This window comes from Bradyrhizobium sp. LMG 9283, from assembly GCF_045571415.1.
GTDB lineage: Bacteria > Pseudomonadota > Alphaproteobacteria > Rhizobiales > Xanthobacteraceae > Bradyrhizobium.
The window spans coordinates 4699113-4715281 of sequence record NZ_CP120691.1 but is presented as its reverse complement, the minus strand read 5'-3'; the positions used below and the strand labels follow the sequence as shown (position 1 = coordinate 4715281).

Annotated in this window: 20 protein-coding genes and 1 tRNA gene; 14 read left to right on the top strand and 7 right to left on the bottom strand. The window is 63.6% G+C overall.

What is annotated here, in order from left to right:
• The first annotated feature begins 82 nt into the window (after positions 1-82).
• Entirely contained in the window at positions 83-280 is a 198-nt protein-coding gene (locus P6U29_RS22235) for a hypothetical protein (protein ID WP_407119392.1), read from the top strand.
• Here the strand turns inward: P6U29_RS22235 and P6U29_RS22230 are convergent.
• Positions 277-402, bottom strand: a complete 126-nt coding sequence (locus P6U29_RS22230; protein WP_407112284.1) for a hypothetical protein — start codon at positions 400-402, stop codon at positions 277-279. The two genes, P6U29_RS22235 and P6U29_RS22230, sit on opposite strands and share 4 nt — an antisense overlap.
• 84 nt (positions 403-486) lie before the next feature.
• A complete protein-coding gene (locus tag P6U29_RS22225; protein ID WP_122406685.1) occupies positions 487-717 on the bottom strand; it encodes a hypothetical protein in 231 nt (76 codons plus the stop codon).
• Between the two features lie 280 nt (positions 718-997).
• Between P6U29_RS22225 and P6U29_RS22220 the strand changes: the two genes are divergently transcribed.
• The gene (locus P6U29_RS22220; protein WP_407112283.1) at positions 998-1282 is read left to right on the top strand and encodes a hypothetical protein; all 285 of its coding nucleotides are present in this window, start codon (positions 998-1000) and stop codon (positions 1280-1282) included.
• A gap of 79 nt (positions 1283-1361) precedes the next feature.
• On the opposite strand, the gene P6U29_RS22215 is transcribed toward P6U29_RS22220, so the two are convergent.
• Positions 1362-1526, bottom strand: coding sequence for a hypothetical protein (locus tag P6U29_RS22215; protein ID WP_162832225.1), 165 nt, complete (start codon positions 1524-1526; stop codon positions 1362-1364).
• A 252-nt stretch (positions 1527-1778) separates the two neighbouring features.
• On the opposite strand from P6U29_RS22215, the gene P6U29_RS22210 reads away from it, so the two are divergent.
• The 4 genes from P6U29_RS22210 to P6U29_RS22195 all read left to right on the top strand — a co-directional run bounded on the left by P6U29_RS22210 (position 1779) and on the right by P6U29_RS22195 (position 4273).
• A complete protein-coding gene (locus P6U29_RS22210) occupies positions 1779-2540 on the top strand; it encodes an SIR2 family NAD-dependent protein deacylase (protein WP_407112282.1) in 762 nt (253 codons plus the stop codon).
• Between the two features lie 267 nt (positions 2541-2807).
• The gene (locus tag P6U29_RS22205; RefSeq protein WP_371259174.1) at positions 2808-3401 is read left to right on the top strand and encodes a cold-shock protein; all 594 of its coding nucleotides are present in this window, start codon (positions 2808-2810) and stop codon (positions 3399-3401) included.
• A 214-nt stretch (positions 3402-3615) separates the two neighbouring features.
• A complete protein-coding gene (locus P6U29_RS22200; protein ID WP_407112281.1) occupies positions 3616-4101 on the top strand; it encodes a DUF192 domain-containing protein in 486 nt (161 codons plus the stop codon).
• 95 nt (positions 4102-4196) lie between these two features.
• A tRNA-Pro gene (locus tag P6U29_RS22195) sits at positions 4197-4273 on the top strand.
• Positions 4274-4362: 89 nt separating this feature from the next.
• Here P6U29_RS22195 and P6U29_RS22190 read toward each other — a convergent pair.
• Both P6U29_RS22190 and P6U29_RS22185 read right to left on the bottom strand, forming a co-directional pair.
• Positions 4363-4557, bottom strand: coding sequence for an RNA-binding protein (locus P6U29_RS22190; RefSeq protein ID WP_407112280.1), 195 nt, complete (start codon positions 4555-4557; stop codon positions 4363-4365).
• Between the two features lie 278 nt (positions 4558-4835).
• Positions 4836-4994 carry a hypothetical protein gene (locus P6U29_RS22185; RefSeq protein ID WP_407112279.1) on the bottom strand — a complete coding sequence of 53 codons (159 nt, stop codon included), beginning with the start codon at positions 4992-4994 and terminating at the stop codon, positions 4836-4838.
• 335 nt (positions 4995-5329) lie between these two features.
• On the opposite strand from P6U29_RS22185, the gene P6U29_RS22180 reads away from it, so the two are divergent.
• On the top strand, positions 5330-5524 hold the full coding sequence (locus P6U29_RS22180) for a hypothetical protein (protein WP_319332582.1): 195 nt from the start codon (positions 5330-5332) through the stop codon (positions 5522-5524).
• Positions 5525-5536: 12 nt separating this feature from the next.
• Here P6U29_RS22180 and P6U29_RS22175 read toward each other — a convergent pair whose 3' ends face one another.
• A complete protein-coding gene (locus tag P6U29_RS22175) occupies positions 5537-6709 on the bottom strand; it encodes an OpgC domain-containing protein (RefSeq protein WP_407112278.1) in 1173 nt (390 codons plus the stop codon).
• 254 nt (positions 6710-6963) lie between these two features.
• On the opposite strand from P6U29_RS22175, the gene P6U29_RS22170 reads away from it, so the two are divergent.
• The 4 genes from P6U29_RS22170 (at position 6964) to P6U29_RS22155 (ending at position 10196) form a co-directional block, all read left to right on the top strand.
• Positions 6964-7269: an ETC complex I subunit gene (locus tag P6U29_RS22170; protein ID WP_407112277.1), complete on the top strand. Its 306-nt coding sequence runs from the start codon at positions 6964-6966 to the stop codon at positions 7267-7269.
• A gap of 290 nt (positions 7270-7559) precedes the next feature.
• Complete coding sequence (locus P6U29_RS22165) at positions 7560-8054, top strand: Lrp/AsnC family transcriptional regulator (RefSeq protein WP_407112275.1); 495 nt, start codon at positions 7560-7562, stop codon at positions 8052-8054.
• Positions 8055-8240: 186 nt separating this feature from the next.
• Positions 8241-8540 (top strand): DUF3551 domain-containing protein, encoded by a 300-nt coding sequence (locus tag P6U29_RS22160; protein WP_407112273.1) that lies wholly within the window; start codon positions 8241-8243, stop codon positions 8538-8540.
• A gap of 330 nt (positions 8541-8870) precedes the next feature.
• Positions 8871-10196: a hypothetical protein gene (locus P6U29_RS22155; RefSeq protein ID WP_407112272.1), complete on the top strand. Its 1326-nt coding sequence runs from the start codon at positions 8871-8873 to the stop codon at positions 10194-10196.
• A 12-nt stretch (positions 10197-10208) separates the two neighbouring features.
• Here P6U29_RS22155 and P6U29_RS22150 read toward each other — a convergent pair whose 3' ends face one another.
• Positions 10209-11237, bottom strand: coding sequence for an AraC family transcriptional regulator (locus P6U29_RS22150; protein ID WP_407112271.1), 1029 nt, complete (start codon positions 11235-11237; stop codon positions 10209-10211).
• Positions 11238-11348: 111 nt separating this feature from the next.
• Here P6U29_RS22150 and P6U29_RS22145 point away from each other — a divergent pair, with 111 nt between their 5' ends.
• Genes P6U29_RS22145 through P6U29_RS22135 form a run of 3 tightly spaced genes read left to right on the top strand, consistent with a single transcriptional unit; the run spans position 11349 to position 16168 of the window.
• Positions 11349-12521: an isovaleryl-CoA dehydrogenase gene (locus tag P6U29_RS22145; protein ID WP_407112269.1), complete on the top strand. Its 1173-nt coding sequence runs from the start codon at positions 11349-11351 to the stop codon at positions 12519-12521.
• A 22-nt stretch (positions 12522-12543) separates the two neighbouring features.
• The gene (locus P6U29_RS22140; RefSeq protein WP_407112268.1) at positions 12544-14148 is read left to right on the top strand and encodes a carboxyl transferase domain-containing protein; all 1605 of its coding nucleotides are present in this window, start codon (positions 12544-12546) and stop codon (positions 14146-14148) included.
• Positions 14149-14152: 4 nt separating this feature from the next.
• Entirely contained in the window at positions 14153-16168 is a 2016-nt protein-coding gene (locus P6U29_RS22135; protein WP_407112267.1) for an acetyl/propionyl/methylcrotonyl-CoA carboxylase subunit alpha, read from the top strand.
• Position 16169: the final 1 nt, after the last annotated feature.

Below are 16169 nucleotides of genomic sequence, written 5' to 3'. Positions count from 1 at the left end.
ATCGCGTTGCGCTTGCTGCGGGTTGGGGTAGGTGTCCGGCAAAGACAAGCAAGAAAACGACTTTGCCAAGAAGCAATTTGCCATGACGCCTTTTTCAGAGCCGTCCTTTTACCAAGGCGACCGGCACACCTACCGGCGCGTCGCCGTCGTCGGCACGCTGTTCTGTCTCGCTTTTGTGGTGATCAGCTTCTCGCTGCGGCCGCAGGCCGAGGACACGCGCGTTGCGGTCAAGGCCGACCGGCTCGTGCGCATGGCAGGCCAAGCGACGCGCGCCAATTAGTTCTCGTCGCCGTAGCTGCGATCGTTGGCCGGCGCTTGCGGGCTGGCAGCGCCGCGCGAGGCGAGCGCCACGAAGCCGGCATAGCCAACCAGATTGAGCAAAACCTCAAGCCACACGGGCATCTCGGGTCTCTTTCCGCTTTCCGATCAGCGTAAGGGAATTCAACGTCTGCGCGCAATCCTGGTTCCCTGCCCCCGCAAAGAAACTCAGACGGGAGAGGAGGGATCGAGCCGGCGGCCGAGGGTCGCGACGGATTCGCTCGACGGCTGCTGCTTCAGAAACTCGGCGATGGCCTGCGCCAGCTCGCGGTCGCTCATCGGCGTCGGCGGCGGGCGCAGCGTGCCGACACCGAAGCTGCGGACGATCTCGTCGTAATGCTCATCGTCGGATCTGGGAACTAACTTGCGGATACGGGCCAGCAAAGCGGATAACGGCAAGCTTTCCTCCTCGGTCGTCGTCCCCGCTGGCAGCAATGGTGGTTTGCTGCCATTTGCTCCCCTGAAACTGAAAACCCCGCCAACATCGCGGAGATGCTGACGGGGTCTTCGTGCTGTTGCCTCTACCCGGATGGCGGAGGCTCCCGCACTTGATGAATTAATCCGCATTCGGCGATTTCGTTCCAGTTGCATCGACTTTTTGACCGCGGTCGCTCCTGCCGTTTGCGCAACCATCGCAGGTGCCCGCGGTTATCCCCCGCAATACGCGAAGGAGGACATCATGAAGAAGACTCTGGCAGTTCTGGCCACCATCGCGGCCGTCGGCGTGACCGCCGTCGCGGCGCCTGCGCCGGCTGAGGCGCGCGGCCGCGGCATCGGCCCGGGCCTCGCGTTCGGCCTTGCCGCCGGCGCGATCACCGCGGGCGCGGTCGCCGCCTCCCACCCCTATGGATATTACGGTCCCGGCTACGGCTATTATGGCGGCCCGAGCTATTATTACGGACCGGGCCCGTACGCCTATTACGGCGGACCGTACTACCGCCGCCACTACTATCGCCATTGGTAGCCGCCAACAGCGAAAAGCCCGGAGCGATGCTCCGGGCTTTTTTCATTCGCACGCCGTCGCGCTTGCTTGCGCGATGATGTTACGGCCAGAGCGATGGCCGCTCGACCTTGCGGGCGTTCTCCAGCGTCGACACGAAGTATTCCTCGCGCTCGCGCTTGAACTTTTCCTGCGTGGCACGGAAAGCGGCGACCCGGGCGGCGATCTCGTCGCGCTCACGAGCCTTGCGTTCTTCGTCTTCGGTCATGTCAAATCCCCTCTACACCTGAGTATGTGCGCATCTGAACCCAAGTGCTGCCGCCGCAATCACGTTGAGTCGCGTCAACACATCCATTGGCGCTCCTGAATGGGGCGTCAATGGGGAGGAGGCATTGCAGGATTGTGATAAGCGAAGGCCGAAAAGAATTCCCGAGCGCATTGTGTTCGCGCTTGATAAGAGCGTCAACGATCTTGCCGCTTGCGCATGTTGCTGTCAGGCAAAACGAGTCGGGAGGCGCGATTGATCGCATCGGATCTTCAGAGCGGCATCGAGCGCCTCGGCGGCATGATCGCCGAGGCCAGAACCATCGTGCCGTTCACTGGCGCCGGCATCTCGACCGAGTGCGGCATTCCCGACTTTCGTTCGCCGGGCGGAATTTGGATGCGTAACCGTCCGATCCCATTCGACGAGTTCGTTGCGAGCCAAGAGGCGCGGGACGAATCCTGGCGCCGGCGCTTCGCGATGGAGGAGGTCTTCGCCGCGGCGAAGCCCGGTCGCGGCCATCGCGCCCTGGCCTCGCTCTACCGCGCCGGCAAGGTTCCCGCCGTCATCACCCAGAACATCGACAATCTGCACCAGGCCTCGGGCTTTGCGCCCGAACACGTGATTGAACTTCACGGAAATACTACTTATGCGCGCTGCATCGGATGCGGGCAGGCCTATCAGCTCGACTGGGTGAAGCGCCGTTTCGACGACGATGGCGCGGCGCCCAACTGCACCACGTGCGACGAGCCGGTGAAGACCGCGACGATCTCGTTCGGCCAGATGATGCCGGACGACGAGATGCAGCGCGCAACCTCGCTGTCGCAAGCCTGCGATCTCTTCATCGCGATCGGTTCCTCGCTCGTGGTCTGGCCGGCCGCGGGCTTTCCGATGATGGCCAAGCGCACCGGTGCACGTCTCGTGATCATCAATCGCGAGCCGACGGATCAGGACGACATCGCCGACCTCGTCATCCACCACGACATCGGCGAGACTCTCGGGCCCTTTGTCGGCAATTGAGGCATCAGTTTGATTCGCGGCTGCGCAAGCTGTTCATAGGTTCCGGCGAATCTCTTTTTTGTCTATGCGCCGCAACCGGGAGTGTTATCTTTTGAGTCGAAAGATTCGCGTCGCGTCGAACTGAGAACAATCTCTTAAGACGCGTGATTCGAGCGCCGCCAATGTGGCGGGCAGCATGGCAGTGTGGGGTCCGGGGTTATGGGGTCGTCGGACGGATTTGAGTCCAAGAAGCTTGGAGTTCCCGGACAGGGCACTTCGCCCGGGCGAATGACGCCGGGCGAACACGGCGGTGCCGGCCGGGAGGGCGCGCTCAGTCCATTCAGCGGGCTTGGTGAGACCGGCGCCAACCTCGTCGAGGTCCATGGCGTCATCAAATGGTTCGACGCCTCCAAAGGCTATGGCTTCATCGTTCCCGACAATGGCTGGCCGGACGTCCTCCTGCACGTCACCGTGCTTAGGCGCGACGGCTTCCAGACGGCTTACGAAGGCGCCCGCGTCGTCGTCGAATGCATCCAGCGCGCCAAGGGTTACCAGGCCTTCCGCGTCGTCTCGATGGACGAGTCGACCGCGATCCATCCGGCGCAGATGCTGCCGCCGCGCACCCATGTCACGGTCACCCCGACCAGCGGGTTGGAACGGGCCCAGGTCAAATGGTTCAACCGGCTGCGCGGCTTCGGCTTCCTGACCTGCGGCGAGGGCACGCCCGACATCTTCGTGCACATGGAGACTCTGCGCCGCTTCGGCATGACCGAACTCAGGCCGGGCCAGTATGTCCTGGTCCGCTTCGGGCCCGGCTCCAAGGGCATGATGGCGGCCGAGATCCATCCCGAGACCGGGTCGCCTGGACTGCAGTCGCACTAGCGCTCCGGTTCTGATTGAATCAGAACCGAGGCTCTAGATTATTGTTTTGATGCGTTTTCCTCACGCGAACCGGTATCCACTTCGCTGGAAAACGCTATAAGGCCACCAATTCCCGCAATCGTGAGCGGAGGCGTGCCGGCCGGCCGGCGCGCCTCTTTCTTTTCCGGCGGCTGCCGCGTAAGGACTGGTCCAGTCCCACGCCTCGAGAGCCCCCATGAACTTTGACCGAAAGGCCGTCTGGTCCGTTGCGAAGGGCTGGCTTGGCGCCATCCTCGTCATCGCCGGCTTGGCCGTTGCGAGCACACCTGTCGGCGCCGCCAGTTTCCAGCCGCTCGAGATCGTCACGAAGAACGGCGTGCAAGTGTTCTCGGTGGAAATGGCAACGACCGAGGAGGAGAAGCAGACCGGCCTGATGTATCGCAAGGAATTGGCCGACGGCAAAGGCATGCTGTTCGACTTCAATCCCGAGCAAGAAGTGTCGATGTGGATGAAGAACACATACGTTTCGCTCGACATGATCTTCATCCGCGCCGATGGCCGCATTCTGCGCATCGCCGAGAATACCGAGCCGTTGTCGACGAAAATCATCTCGTCCCGGGGGCCCGCCCGGGCCGTGCTGGAGGTGGTGGCGGGAACGGCGCAGAAGTACGGCATCCGCCCTGGTGATCGCGTCGGCCACCCCCTGTTCGGCAGCAAATAGGGCGGACAGGCCCAGGCGATTGCCGGTCTTGCTGGCGGCTTTGGAAGCTTGCTGGCGCCTCGGGAAGCGTGTATCGACAGGGCTTGCCGGACATTCGGGGTATAGCGCAGCCTGGTAGCGCGGCAGTTTTGGGTACTGCAGGTCGTTGGTTCGAATCCAGCTGCCCCGACCAGTCCCGAGGTCGAGCGCCACTTCCGTTCCTCGGAGGCGCTCGTTCCTGGAGGCGCTCGTCCTCAAGGCAGCATCCAAACCGACAATGCGTCAGGCGATCCAGGCGAGGGCGCAGATCCAGCCCAGCATCAGCAATCCGGCCAAGCCTATCCCGCAGATTGCCAATAGGGAGCTTCCAGCCTCCGGCGCGTCGGAAAGATGATCTTGAGCCTCGATCTGGCCGACCGCCTCGCTCTCCGTTTTAGTCTGCTGGTCATGGATCTCTGCTGGTTCGCGAAAATTCACGGCCGCGCTCCGGCTCGAGCGGACTTGGGCATGCGGGAAAAAGCGGCAACTCGCATCCCGGGATAGGTTGCGAGGTGAGAGGCCGAAAGGCGCCCGCCGCCTGGGAATTGTTCACGTCCCGCCGCCCGCTTCGCGCGGCATCAGAAAAGCCTCATCGAACCTTTGCGCGTCGCCATAGACATATCTGCGTTGGGGATTTCAGCGCCCAATGCCTAAACGGACGCCGCCGAGCGATGATACTCCGCTTGCGCGGCGTTGCGCTTTTCCGGCCGCGCTGGTCAGCTCGACGCGTGCCAGCCGGGCGGAAACGGGACGAACGACCAGACCGCCTGGTTGTCGTTGGCGGCCTGCGGCGGTTCCTGTGACGGCGTTCTCACGATCGGCGCGGGCGGCGCCAGTCGCAGCGCGAGGCGCAGACGTGCACATTGCAATTTCATTATTGTTGTCCCCCCGCAAACCAATTTTTTCCAAACGTCCGATTGCTTGCAAAGTTCGACGTCAGTTCGAAAATCACCGTGCGCCGAAACAGCGCGCTCGTTCTCAAATCACGTGCATTCTAGAAAAGCCGGCGCCGGCTTTCAACCGATTGCGCCGATCCAAGAAGTAAGGTTGATCGGTTAGGTTAAAGGCGAGCGGCTGTTGCGGCCGTTTGGGTGGCTGTTATCAGCTCGGTCCAGGCTCGCGATGGGCCGCCTTTAATCTGTACGACCACAGATCACGGTTCGTCGCGGCGCGCGTATCAGTTGAGTTCTGCGCCAGCGAGTTCTGTCCCATGTCTTTTGATCGCAACCTCAAGACCGTCGGCCCGCAGTCGAGCTGGACCGAGATCTGGCACCTCTGGACGGTGATCGTGCCGCGCCGCTCCATCAATGGGCAGTTCGTGGTCGGCAAGGTCTGGCGCCGTCACGATGGCCGCGACTGGATCTACAAGAAATTCACCGAGTTCGACGGCGAAGAGGCGGCGTAGCCGCCGCCTCTCTCAGGCCGCCTTCGCCTCTGCGGCCGGCTTGGCCGGCGGCGGCTTCAGCGGCTTGTCCTGCTTCTTCGACCACGAGATGTAATAGGCCACCGTCGTCATGATCGCGATGCCGGCGATGCTGACGAAAATCTGCGCGAGCAGCGAGCCCGAGCTCATCGACAGCTCGAAATGGCCGACGAAGGACAGGAACACGCCGACGCAGAACACGGCGAGCGACTGCTGGCCGCACACGATCAAGGGATCGAATACCCTCCACTCCAGGCCCGGCCACTCTTTGGGTACGAAGCGGATCACCAGGATCACGATCACCACGAAATGGAGGAAGCGGTACGGCGCAAGGTTGGTCTTGTCATTGGGGTTGAAGGCCGAGAACAGCCATTCCGGGAACATGCCGCCGAGAGCGGGGAAGCGACCGGCCATGGTCATGACCAGCGCGAACAAGAGATAGCCGAGGCAGACCCACAGCGTGATCGGCGAATTGATCAGGGTCATCGAGCGCCGAGCCCCGCCCATGGCGCACCAGGCGCCGAACACGAACAGCACCTGCCAGCAATAGGGGTTGAAGTACCACTGGCCGGCCGGATAGGCGTTCAGATTCCAGCCGAAGTGGCGCGCAGCGAGCCACAGCACGATCGACAGGACCATCGTCAGGTCGGGCTTGCGCAGCATGAACCACAGCACCGGCGGAAACAGGCCCATCAGCACGATGTAGAGCGGCAGCACGTCGAGATTGAGCGGCTTGAAGCGCAGGAACAGGCCCTGGCGCAACGTCTCGGTGGCGTTGTCGACAAGGCCGGCGACGTTGAACTCGTTGATCATCTCGGAATCGCCGAAGCGCAGCGCGAGATAGCTGATCGAGGCAATATAGATCACGAACAGGATGATGTGGGCGACATAAAGCTGCCAGACGCGCTTGGTCAGCCGCGTGGCGCCGACGATGAAGCCGCGCTCCAGCATCATCCGCGCATAGACGAAGGAGGCGGTATAGCCGGAGATGAAGACGAACAGATCGGCTGCGTCGGAAAAGCCGTAGTTGCGGGTCGTGATCCAGTTCACGACGTTGTCGGGGATGTGGTCGAGAAAGATCGCCCAGTTCGCGACACCGCGAAACAGGTCGAGCCTGAGGTCACGGCCCTTTTCAGGGAGCGTGGCGTTGATGTTCAGGAAGGCCATGCGACGGGAGCTTTCGAAGGGGACGGATACGCTGGCGTCGGCGAGGCGGTGCCGCCGGGCGGGATGCCAGCGCGGGAGGCGGGTACGCAATTGTCACGGTGCAGCATAATGACTATACCGTTGGTGAGGGTGCCGGGGGCCGGAATCACCGATCAGTTCCCAATCGGTGTCTCTATACTATCCCCGAGATTTCCACCAACTGCCACCGTGACGCATCGAAATCGAACGAAAAGACGAAGAGGCCCGGACCAGCCATGACCGCACGCATTTTCAAGCCCGCCAAGAACGCGATGCAATCCGGCCGGTCGAAGACGAAGGAATGGCAGCTCGACTACGAGCCGGAGCAGCCGCGCGCGGTCGAGCCGCTGATGGGCTGGACCTCGTCGAGCGACATGAAGCAGCAGATCACGCTGCGCTTCCACTCCAAGGAAGAGGCTATCGCCTATTGCGAGCGCAAAGGCATCGCCTACCAGGTGATCGAGCCGCAGGAGTCGATCCGCCGGCCGGCTGCCTATGCCGACAATTTCTCGTTCCGCCGCGGCGAGCCCTGGACGCATTGAGGGGCGGGCGGCCGCGCTGCCTTCAAGCGACGTGATTGCCTGTCATGCCCGGGCTGGTCCCGCCTGCGCGGCCGAGGCCGCTTCGGCGAGCCTAGGCTCGGGGATCCACGTTGTGGGACCCACGTGAAGGAACGTGGGTGGCTGGGACGAGCCCGGCCATGACGGCGGAGAGGCATTCCGCTCGTACGCGATAACGTAGCATCGGTGGCCAGCACCCAGGTTCTGCCCTTGGCATCAATTCCCCCGCGTGCTTCGCTGGCGGCCATGACGAGCTCATGGCGAGGTGGGGTATGGCGCGGCGTGACCAGTTCGACGGCGTCGATCTGAAGATACTATCCGAACTGCAGCAGGACGGGCGGGTGCGCAACAACGAGCTGGCGCTGCGGGTCGGCGTGTCGGCGCCGAACTGCCTGCGGCGGCTGAAATCGCTGTTCAGCCGGGGCGTGATCCGGGCGGTGCGCGCCGTCATCGACGAGCGGTTGCTCGGGTATGAGGTGGTGTCGTTCGTCTCGATCCAGCTCGGCAGCCAGTCCCAACCGGTGCTGGAGACGTTCGAGAGCTCGATCGCCGCGATCCCGCGCATCCAGCAGTGCTGGCGGATTTCGGGCGACACCGACTATCTCTTGAAATGCGTCGCGCCGAGCGTCGAGAGCATGCGCCAGCAGCTCCTGCATTTCGCCGCGATGCCGAACGTGAAGAACGTCCGCAGCTTCCCCGTGCTGGGCGTCGCGAAGGATGTGCCGCTGCCATTGCAGGAGGTCGCGGTGGCGGCGCCGGCGGGATAGCTTCGAACATTATGCATTAATAGTTTAGTAGATCACCTAACGGTGACATGTGATTTGCGAAGCCCTGCATTGCGCTGATCCGTGATTGCCGGGGCAGGTCGCGGGCCTACATCCGGGGTGTGAGCCTTGGCGCGCATCGTATGCCGAGGTCTCTTTTGTGGGACACTGAGCTTAGGAAAAGACGCCATGACCTCGCCCTCGAAGACGTTCGTCACCTCCGCCGCGACGCTGTTCGCCTCTGCGTTTCTCACGATTGCCGCGCCGGCTGCCAAGGCCGACGACTTCTGCATCACCAACGGCGCGCAGGCCGCTCACGGCTGCGGCTATCCGACGATGGAAGCCTGCCGCCAGGCCGCCGGCGGCATCGGCGGCACCTGCTCGCAGGCCGGTGGCGCGAAGAGCAATAACGACGCATTCGCCTTCCAGCCGAAGCAGACTCAGTCACGCGGCAAGCTTCGCCCCGGCGGTCAGACCAACTCCAACTGACGCCTGAATTCGAAGCCGGTTTTTGATGTTATGCGGCCTCCGAGTTTTATCTCGGGGGCCGTAAATTCCTTGAGAGACGCGTGACATCGCGTGCCGCACGTCTCAGCGCGAGCCTCAGCCCCTGGCGATGCTCGAAGGGTAAGTACGTCGGTCCCAAAATTAGACCCGGCCTTGTGAATTGCCTCACAGAGTGGCGATCCGCGCGGGTCCATGTTCCCAGAGGTCGCCCGAATTGTAGACGGGCCGGATTGAACCCTGGGGAAGCGCGTCATGGCTCCCAACCCGATTTTCATCAGTCACCGATTTGAATACGGCCGGATAGCCCGTGCGATGAAGAAGGTTATTGAAACCGCTTCGCACGGACAAATCGATGTCTTCATTTCGGAGGACATCCCGCGCGGCAACGAATGGCGGCCCTCTATCGAGCATCATCTTCGCACAGCGCAAAGCCTGTTTCTGCTTTACGGTGCGCCCTCTGAGGACTGGTCCTGGTGCTTTTATGAAGCCGGATATTTTGTCGCCGCAAAACCGGCAGCAACGGATCGCCGGATCTTCTGCCTGATCCGCCCGAACGTGAACCCGCCGGGTCCGCTCAGTCACCTGCAGATGCTGACGAGCAAGGATCAACTCATCAGGGAGTTGATCGGCATTTTCGAGAGGAACGCCATCGACGTAGATGCCAACGAGTTGCGCGGGCTAGTCGGCAAGCTAGAAAGCGGCCTGTTCAGCGAGATTCGCGAATTCGACGGCTATCCGCGCGTGCATTTCGTGGCGTCCGACGCCGAACTCGCCCATGGGCAGATTCCACCTTCGGCCCAGTTCACCGGCGACGACAATGTGCTCGGCGATCTCTTCACCATCCAGGCGCCATCCGTACCCTGGCGCAAGGTCCAGAAGCTGGCAAATACGGAAACTGGAAGGCAGAACTTCGTCTACAAGTGGCTCGAGGAAACCGCGCAGATACTGCTGGCGGCGCGCGAGAACGAGTTCGTCGCGCCGCAGGCCGTGCTGATCGGGCGCGGCGGCCGGCGCTACCGGACCTTGCTGCACCGAGCTCGTGTCCAGGGTGATGGCGATTATCGCTGTGAATTCCTGGCGATCGAGGAGGTTGGCGGGCCACTGACCGGATTGTCGAGCAAGCAGCTCTCGCTATTGACCGCCATCCGCATGGGCTACCGATTCAGGTCCGAGATCATCCAGAAATTCCCTGCCGACTTCGACGCGCAATCGTCCGACGAGCGTGAGCGCCGGATCCAGCAGATCCCGCGCGTGATCGAGGATCTGACGGTTGAATCGCGGACACGCGGCAATATCAGTACGGAGGACTTCCTGGCGGCATTCGACGACGTCGAAAGCGAGAAGATGTCGCGTCTGCTTGACTACTGGCCGATCCTGGCGCGCGAGATGTACAAATCGCTGGGCCTGTCGACCGATGGAAAGACCGTCATTCGGCCGGGCCTTGTCGGTTCGGACGTCGAACGTTACCGCACGGTCCTCAAGGCCATGCGGCTGCTCAACATGGAGTTCTTGTCGCGGAGCTGCGCGCGCGTCGCACAGATGATGAAGCGATCCGAGCAGGAATTGGCCGACAACGCCAGGGCGCTCGAAGACGCCGCCAAGGCGCTGACCGGTCCGGATATCAAGACGGCGGCGTGACGCCTGCACGCCTTACCGATACCGGCCGCGAAATTCGCGCGGGCTCGTGCCGGTCCAGCTGCGGAAGGCACGCGAAAAACTCTTCTCGTTGCGGAAGCCGGCGATCTCCGCGATGCGTTTGATCGGGGTGCGGCCGCGCATCAGCTCCTGTTTCGCCAGTTCGAATTTTGCTTCTTCCTTGAGATCGCGCAGCGAGGTGGACTCCTCGCGCAGGCGGCGATGCATGGTGCGCGTGGAGAGGGCGAGCTCGCTCGCGACGTCTTCGGCGCCGAGGACCCGTCCACGCGCATTGCGCAGCACGCGGCGGACGCGTTCGACCAGCAGCCGGTCCCGCCGGTAGGGCAGCACGGTCAGCCTGAGCGCGCCCTTGAGCATGTTGTCGAGATCGGTGGCGCTGCGCGTGAGCGGCAGCGATAGATAGTGCTTGTCGAAGACGATACGGCCATGCGCCGCGTCGAAGCGAACGTTTCTGCAAAAGATGGTCGGATAGACCGAGACGTGGCCGGGCTCGGGGTAGGGGAATTCAGCCGCGCGGAGCGCGATCTGGGAGTCGACGGCCCAACACGAGAAGCCGAGCACGTAGCGGAACAGGGTGACCAGGCAGAACTCGCGCAAGGGCCCGAGGTCGCGCAGCTCACGGATCGACACGATCGCGGTCTCTTCGCCAACCTCGAGATCGAGCAGCACGTCCTCGGTGACCAGACGGTGATGCCGGCACCAGCGCTTCAGCGCGACCTCCAGCGTCGGTGCGGTGATCGAGGCCCGGCACAGCATGCCATAGGTGCCCCAGGGCAGACGGCGCGAGAACCAGCCGAGTGCCTCGTCGTCGAGCTCGCGCATGGCATGGCCCGCCAGCGCCTCGAATTGGGCGGCAGTGACCCTCCCATCCGGAGAATTGACAAGGTCCGGCGGGACTTGACCCCGGCTCAGCGCCTCCGCGGGATCGCGGCCGTATCGTTCATACGCGGCGACCACGCCGCGGACGAAGGCGGCGGGAGTCACGGCGCGGCGCGGGATCGCGGTGGCGGCTTGAAAAGGCATCGGAACTCCTTACGAAAATCCTCGCCAAGTTTGGCGGAAAATGCAACCTTTTCGACGACAAGAGGACCCGGACCGGGCTAGGTTCGGACCCCAAAACACGGAGGAATCGCCTTGAACATCCCAAGCATCGATTTCGATCTGGGCGAAGACATCAGCCTGCTGCGCGATACGCTTCGCTCATTCGTGGAGGCTGAGATCACCCCGCGCGCCGCCGAGATCGAGAAAGCCAATTTGTTCCCGGCCGATCTCTGGAAGCGCTTCGGCGACCTTGGCCTGCTCGGCATGACCGCGCCGGAGCAATATGGCGGGTCCAACATGGGCTATCTCGCCCATATTGTCGCCATGGAGGAGATTTCGCGCGGCTCGGCTGCCGTGGGGCTGTCCTACGGCGCCCATTCCAATCTCTGCGTCAACCAGATCCGCCGCAACGGCAACGACGCGCAGCGGCAGCGCTATCTGCCGAAGCTGATTTCCGGCGAGCATGTCGGCGCGCTCGCGATGTCCGAGCCCGGCGCCGGCTCCGACGTCGTCTCCATGAAGCTGCGCGCCGACAAGCGCGGCGACCGCTACGTGCTCAACGGCTCGAAGATGTGGATCACCAATGGCGGCGACGCCGATGTGTTGGTGGTCTACGCCAAGACCGATCCGGAGGCGGGCCCGCGCGGCATGACGGCCTTCCTGATCGAGAAGGACTTTAAGGGCTTCACCCACGGTCAGCATCTCGACAAGCTCGGCATGCGCGGCTCCAACACTTATCCTTTGTTCTTCGACGAGTGCGAGGTGCCGGAGGAGAACGTGCTCGGCAAGGTGGGCGAGGGCGTCAAGGTGCTGATGTCCGGCCTCGACTATGAGCGCGCGGTGCTCTCGGGCGGCCCGCTCGGGATCATGGCGGCCTGCATGGACGCCGTGGTGCCCTACATGCACGAGCGCAAGCAGTTCGGTCAGCCGATCGGCGATTTCCAGCTGATGCAGGGCAAGCTCGCCGACATGTATTCGACCTGGCAGGCCACGCGCGCCTATGTCTATGCGGTCGGGCGCGCCTGCGACCGCGCCGACCACGCGCGCACGCTGCGCAAGGATGCGGCGGCTGCGATCCTGTATTCTGCGGAGAAGGCAACGTGGATGGCGGGAGAAGCGATCCAGGCGCTCGGCGGGGTCGGCTACACCAGCGAATTCCCTGTGGGGCGTCTCTGGCGCGACGCAAAACTCTACGAGATCGGCGCCGGTACATCCGAGGTGCGCCGCATGCTGATCGGCCGCGAGCTGATGGCCGAGACGGCTTAACGTTCACCTCATTGGAATCATCATGCCGCTCCATTCAAGCATCGATCCGTCTTCGTCAGACTTTGCCTGTAACGCCGAGGCCATGCGCGCGCTCGTCGCCGACTTGCGCGAGAAGCTGAGCCAGGTCGCAGGCGGCGGGGGCGAGGCCTCGCGCAACCGGCACACCGCGCGGGGCAAGATGCTGGCGCGTCAGCGCGTCGATCTGCTGGTCGATCCCGGCACCTCGTTCCTGGAGCTGTCGCCGCTCGCGGCCTACGGTCTCTATGGCGGCGACGTGCATTCGGCGAGCGTCATCACCGGGGTGGGACGCATCTCGGGGCGCGAATGCGTGATCGTCGCCAACGATGCCACCATCAAGGGCGGCACCTATTATCCGATGACCGTGAAGAAGCATCTGCGCGCCCAAGATATCGCGCGACAGAACAATCTTCCCTGCGTCTACATGGTCGATTCCGGCGGCGCCTTCCTGCCGCTTCAGGACGAGATCTTCCCGGACGAGCGGCATTTCGGCCGCATCTTCTACAACCAGGCGCAGATGTCCTCACAGGGCATTCCGCAGATCGCGATCGTCATGGGCTCCTGCACCGCCGGCGGCGCCTATGTTCCCGCGATGTCGGACGAAAGCATCATCGTGCGCAACCAGGGCACCATCTTCCTCGGCGGCCCGCCGCTGGTGAAGGCCGCGACCGGCGAGGTGGTCAGCGCGGAGGAGCTCGGCGGCGCCGACGTGCATTCGCGGCAATCGGGCGTGACCGATCACTACGCGCAGAATGATGCCCACGCGATCGGCATCGCCCGGCGCATCGTCGGCACGCTCAAGCCTTCCACGCGGCCGAACCTCAACATGCAGCCGCCGCGCGAGCCGCTGTTTGCCGCGGAGGAGATTTATGGCGTGGTGCCCGTGGACGGCAGAAAGCCGTTCGACGTGCGCGACATCATCGCCCGCATCGTCGACGGCTCCGAGTTCGACGAATTCAAGAAACTCTACGGCACGACGCTGGTGTGCGGCTTCGCCCATATCTGGGGCTATCCCGTCGGCATCATCGCCAATAACGGTATTCTCTTCAGCGAGAGCTCGCTGAAGGGCGCGCATTTCATCGAGCTGTGCTGCCAGCGCGGCATTCCGCTGGTGTTCCTGCAGAACATCACGGGCTTCATGGTCGGCAAGAAGTACGAGGCCGGCGGCATCGCGCGCGATGGAGCGAAACTGGTGACGGCGGTCGCGACGGCATCGGTGCCGAAGTTCACCGTCGTGATCGGCGGCTCCTACGGCGCCGGCAATTACGGCATGTGCGGCCGCGCCTATTCGCCGCGCTTCCTCTGGATGTGGCCGAATGCGCGCATCTCGGTGATGGGCGGCGAGCAGGCCTCGATGGTGCTGAGCCAGGTTCGCCGCGACAATATCGAGGCCAAGGGCGATAGCTGGTCCAGGGAAGAGGAAGATAAATTCCGCGAGCCCATCCGCGCGCAATATGAGAGCCAGGGGCATCCATATTACGCGACCGCGCGCCTGTGGGACGACGGCGTGATCGACCCGGGCGACACCCGCCTAGTGCTCGGCCTTGGCCTCTCGGCGGCGTCGAATGCGCCGATCGAGCCGACGAAATTCGGCCTGTTCAGGATGTGATGCGATGGACCGCTCGAAGCTCTACCGCCGTTTTCGCACGCTCCTGATCGCCAACCGTGGCGAGATCGCCTGCCGCGTTATCCGCACCGCGCGCGCCATGGGCCTGCGCACGGTTGCCGTCTATTCCGAGGCCGATCGCGACGCGATGCATGTCGCGCTTGCCGACGAAGCCGTGCTGCTCGGGCCAGCACGCGCCCGCGATAGCTACCTCAATGTCGAGCGGCTGATCGAGGCCGCGCGCAAGACCGGCGCGGAGGCCGTGCATCCCGGCTATGGCTTCCTGTCGGAGAATGCCGAATTCGCGCGGTCCTGCTTCGATGCGGGGCTGGTCTTCGTCGGTCCGACCGCTGGTATGATGACGGCGATGGGCTCGAAGTCCGGCTCGAAGGAGTTGATGGAGAAAGCCGGCGTGCCGCTGGTGCCCGGCTATCACGGCGAGGCCCAGGACGAGGCGACGCTGTCGAAGGCGGCCGAGAAGATCGGCTTTCCCGTCCTGGTGAAGGCCTCCGCCGGCGGTGGCGGCCGCGGCATGCGGATCGTGCGTTCGGCGGCCGAGCTCGAGCCTGCGATCGTCAGCGCCAAGCGCGAGGCCCTGGCCGCGTTCGGCGATGATCGCATGCTGATCGAAAAGTATGTCGACAATCCCCGGCATATCGAAGTGCAGGTGATCGGCGACAGCCATGGCAATCTGCTGTCGCTGTTCGAGCGCGAATGCACCTTGCAGCGCCGGCACCAGAAGGTGATCGAGGAGGCGCCATCACCGACGCTCAATGCCGCGCAGCGTGAAACCGTTTGCGCCGCCGCGCGAAAGGCGGCGGGCGCGGTCAACTATGTCGGCGCCGGCACCATCGAGTTCGTCTCCGACGGCAAGGACGTATTCTTCATCGAGATGAACACGCGCCTGCAGGTCGAGCATCCCGTGACCGAGCTGATCACCGGCGTCGATCTCGTCGAATGGCAGCTGCGCGTCGCCTTCGGCGAGGCGCTGCCGCTGAAGCAGGACGAGATACGGCTCAACGGCCATGCGGTCGAGGCGCGCGTCTATGCCGAGAATCCGACCAAGAACTTCATGCCGTCGGTCGGCAGGATCTCGACCTGGCGGCTGCCGGCGGAGACCGGGGGCCTGCGCATCGACGCCGGCTATCGCGAAGGCGATGCGGTCTCGCCGTACTATGACGCCATGCTCGCCAAGATGATCGCCTGGGCGCCGACGCGGGACGTTGCGATCGAGCGGCTGAACCGCGGGCTGGAAGAGACCGACGTCCGCGGCATCGTCACCAACATCCCGTTCCTGTCGGCGCTGATGACGCATCCGAAGGTACGGACGAATGCGATCGACACCGGCTTCATCGAGCGCGAGCTGGCGGTGTTGACGCAGGCTGCGCCGGCACCCGGAGAGCTCGAGCTCTGCGCCGCGGTGGCCGCCGTCATCAACGAGGAGCAACAGCCCGCACGTGCGCAGGCGAACTCACCCTGGCAGACCTTCGGCTGGCAGCCGGTCGGCCGCCGCCAGCGCAGCTTTGCCTTCCGTGTCGGGCATGGTGTTGGTCATGGGCCGGAGCAGAAGATCTCGCTGAACTACGGCAGTGGCCTCTCGACGCTGCTGATCGGCGAGCGCGAGCTGGCGTTCGCGATCGCGGCGAAGGAGGGCGGCTTCGATCTCACGCTCGACGGCATCAAATCGTCCGTCGCAGCCGTGATCGACGGTCATGAGCTGTATCTGCGCACCCGTAACGGCCGCTTCGACCTGCACTGGGTCGATCCGTTCGGCGGCGAGAGCGAGGAGCACGTCGGCGAGGACAAGATCGCCGCGCCCTTGCCGGGCACGGTCGTCGCCGTGCTCGCCGAGGAAGGCGCCAAACTCGACAAGGGCGCGCCGATCCTCACCCTCGAGGTGATGAAGATGGAGCAGACGCTACGGGCGCCCTATGCGGGCGTTCTGAAATCCATCAAGTGCAAGGTCGGCGACATCGTGCAGGAGGGCGTCGAACTCGCCGTGGTCGAGCCTGCAGGAGAGTGAC

Coding starts and splice junctions, on each gene's coding strand:
- P6U29_RS22235 (WP_407119392.1), top strand. CDS start 83: ATGACGCCTTTTTCAGAGCCGTCCTTTTACCAAGGCGACCGGCACACC.
- P6U29_RS22230 (WP_407112284.1), bottom strand. CDS start 402: ATGCCCGTGTGGCTTGAGGTTTTGCTCAATCTGGTTGGCTATGCCGGC.
- P6U29_RS22220 (WP_407112283.1), top strand. CDS start 998: ATGAAGAAGACTCTGGCAGTTCTGGCCACCATCGCGGCCGTCGGCGTG.
- P6U29_RS22215 (WP_162832225.1), bottom strand. CDS start 1,526: ATGACCGAAGACGAAGAACGCAAGGCTCGTGAGCGCGACGAGATCGCC.
- P6U29_RS22205 (WP_371259174.1), top strand. CDS start 2,808: ATGACGCCGGGCGAACACGGCGGTGCCGGCCGGGAGGGCGCGCTCAGT.
- P6U29_RS22200 (WP_407112281.1), top strand. CDS start 3,616: ATGAACTTTGACCGAAAGGCCGTCTGGTCCGTTGCGAAGGGCTGGCTT.
- P6U29_RS22185 (WP_407112279.1), bottom strand. CDS start 4,994: ATGAAATTGCAATGTGCACGTCTGCGCCTCGCGCTGCGACTGGCGCCG.
- P6U29_RS22180 (WP_319332582.1), top strand. CDS start 5,330: ATGTCTTTTGATCGCAACCTCAAGACCGTCGGCCCGCAGTCGAGCTGG.
- P6U29_RS22175 (WP_407112278.1), bottom strand. CDS start 6,709: ATGGCCTTCCTGAACATCAACGCCACGCTCCCTGAAAAGGGCCGTGAC.
- P6U29_RS22170 (WP_407112277.1), top strand. CDS start 6,964: ATGACCGCACGCATTTTCAAGCCCGCCAAGAACGCGATGCAATCCGGC.
- P6U29_RS22165 (WP_407112275.1), top strand. CDS start 7,560: ATGGCGCGGCGTGACCAGTTCGACGGCGTCGATCTGAAGATACTATCC.
- P6U29_RS22160 (WP_407112273.1), top strand. CDS start 8,241: ATGACCTCGCCCTCGAAGACGTTCGTCACCTCCGCCGCGACGCTGTTC.
- P6U29_RS22155 (WP_407112272.1), top strand. CDS start 8,871: ATGAAGAAGGTTATTGAAACCGCTTCGCACGGACAAATCGATGTCTTC.
- P6U29_RS22150 (WP_407112271.1), bottom strand. CDS start 11,237: ATGCCTTTTCAAGCCGCCACCGCGATCCCGCGCCGCGCCGTGACTCCC.
- P6U29_RS22140 (WP_407112268.1), top strand. CDS start 12,544: ATGCCGCTCCATTCAAGCATCGATCCGTCTTCGTCAGACTTTGCCTGT.
- P6U29_RS22135 (WP_407112267.1), top strand. CDS start 14,153: ATGGACCGCTCGAAGCTCTACCGCCGTTTTCGCACGCTCCTGATCGCC.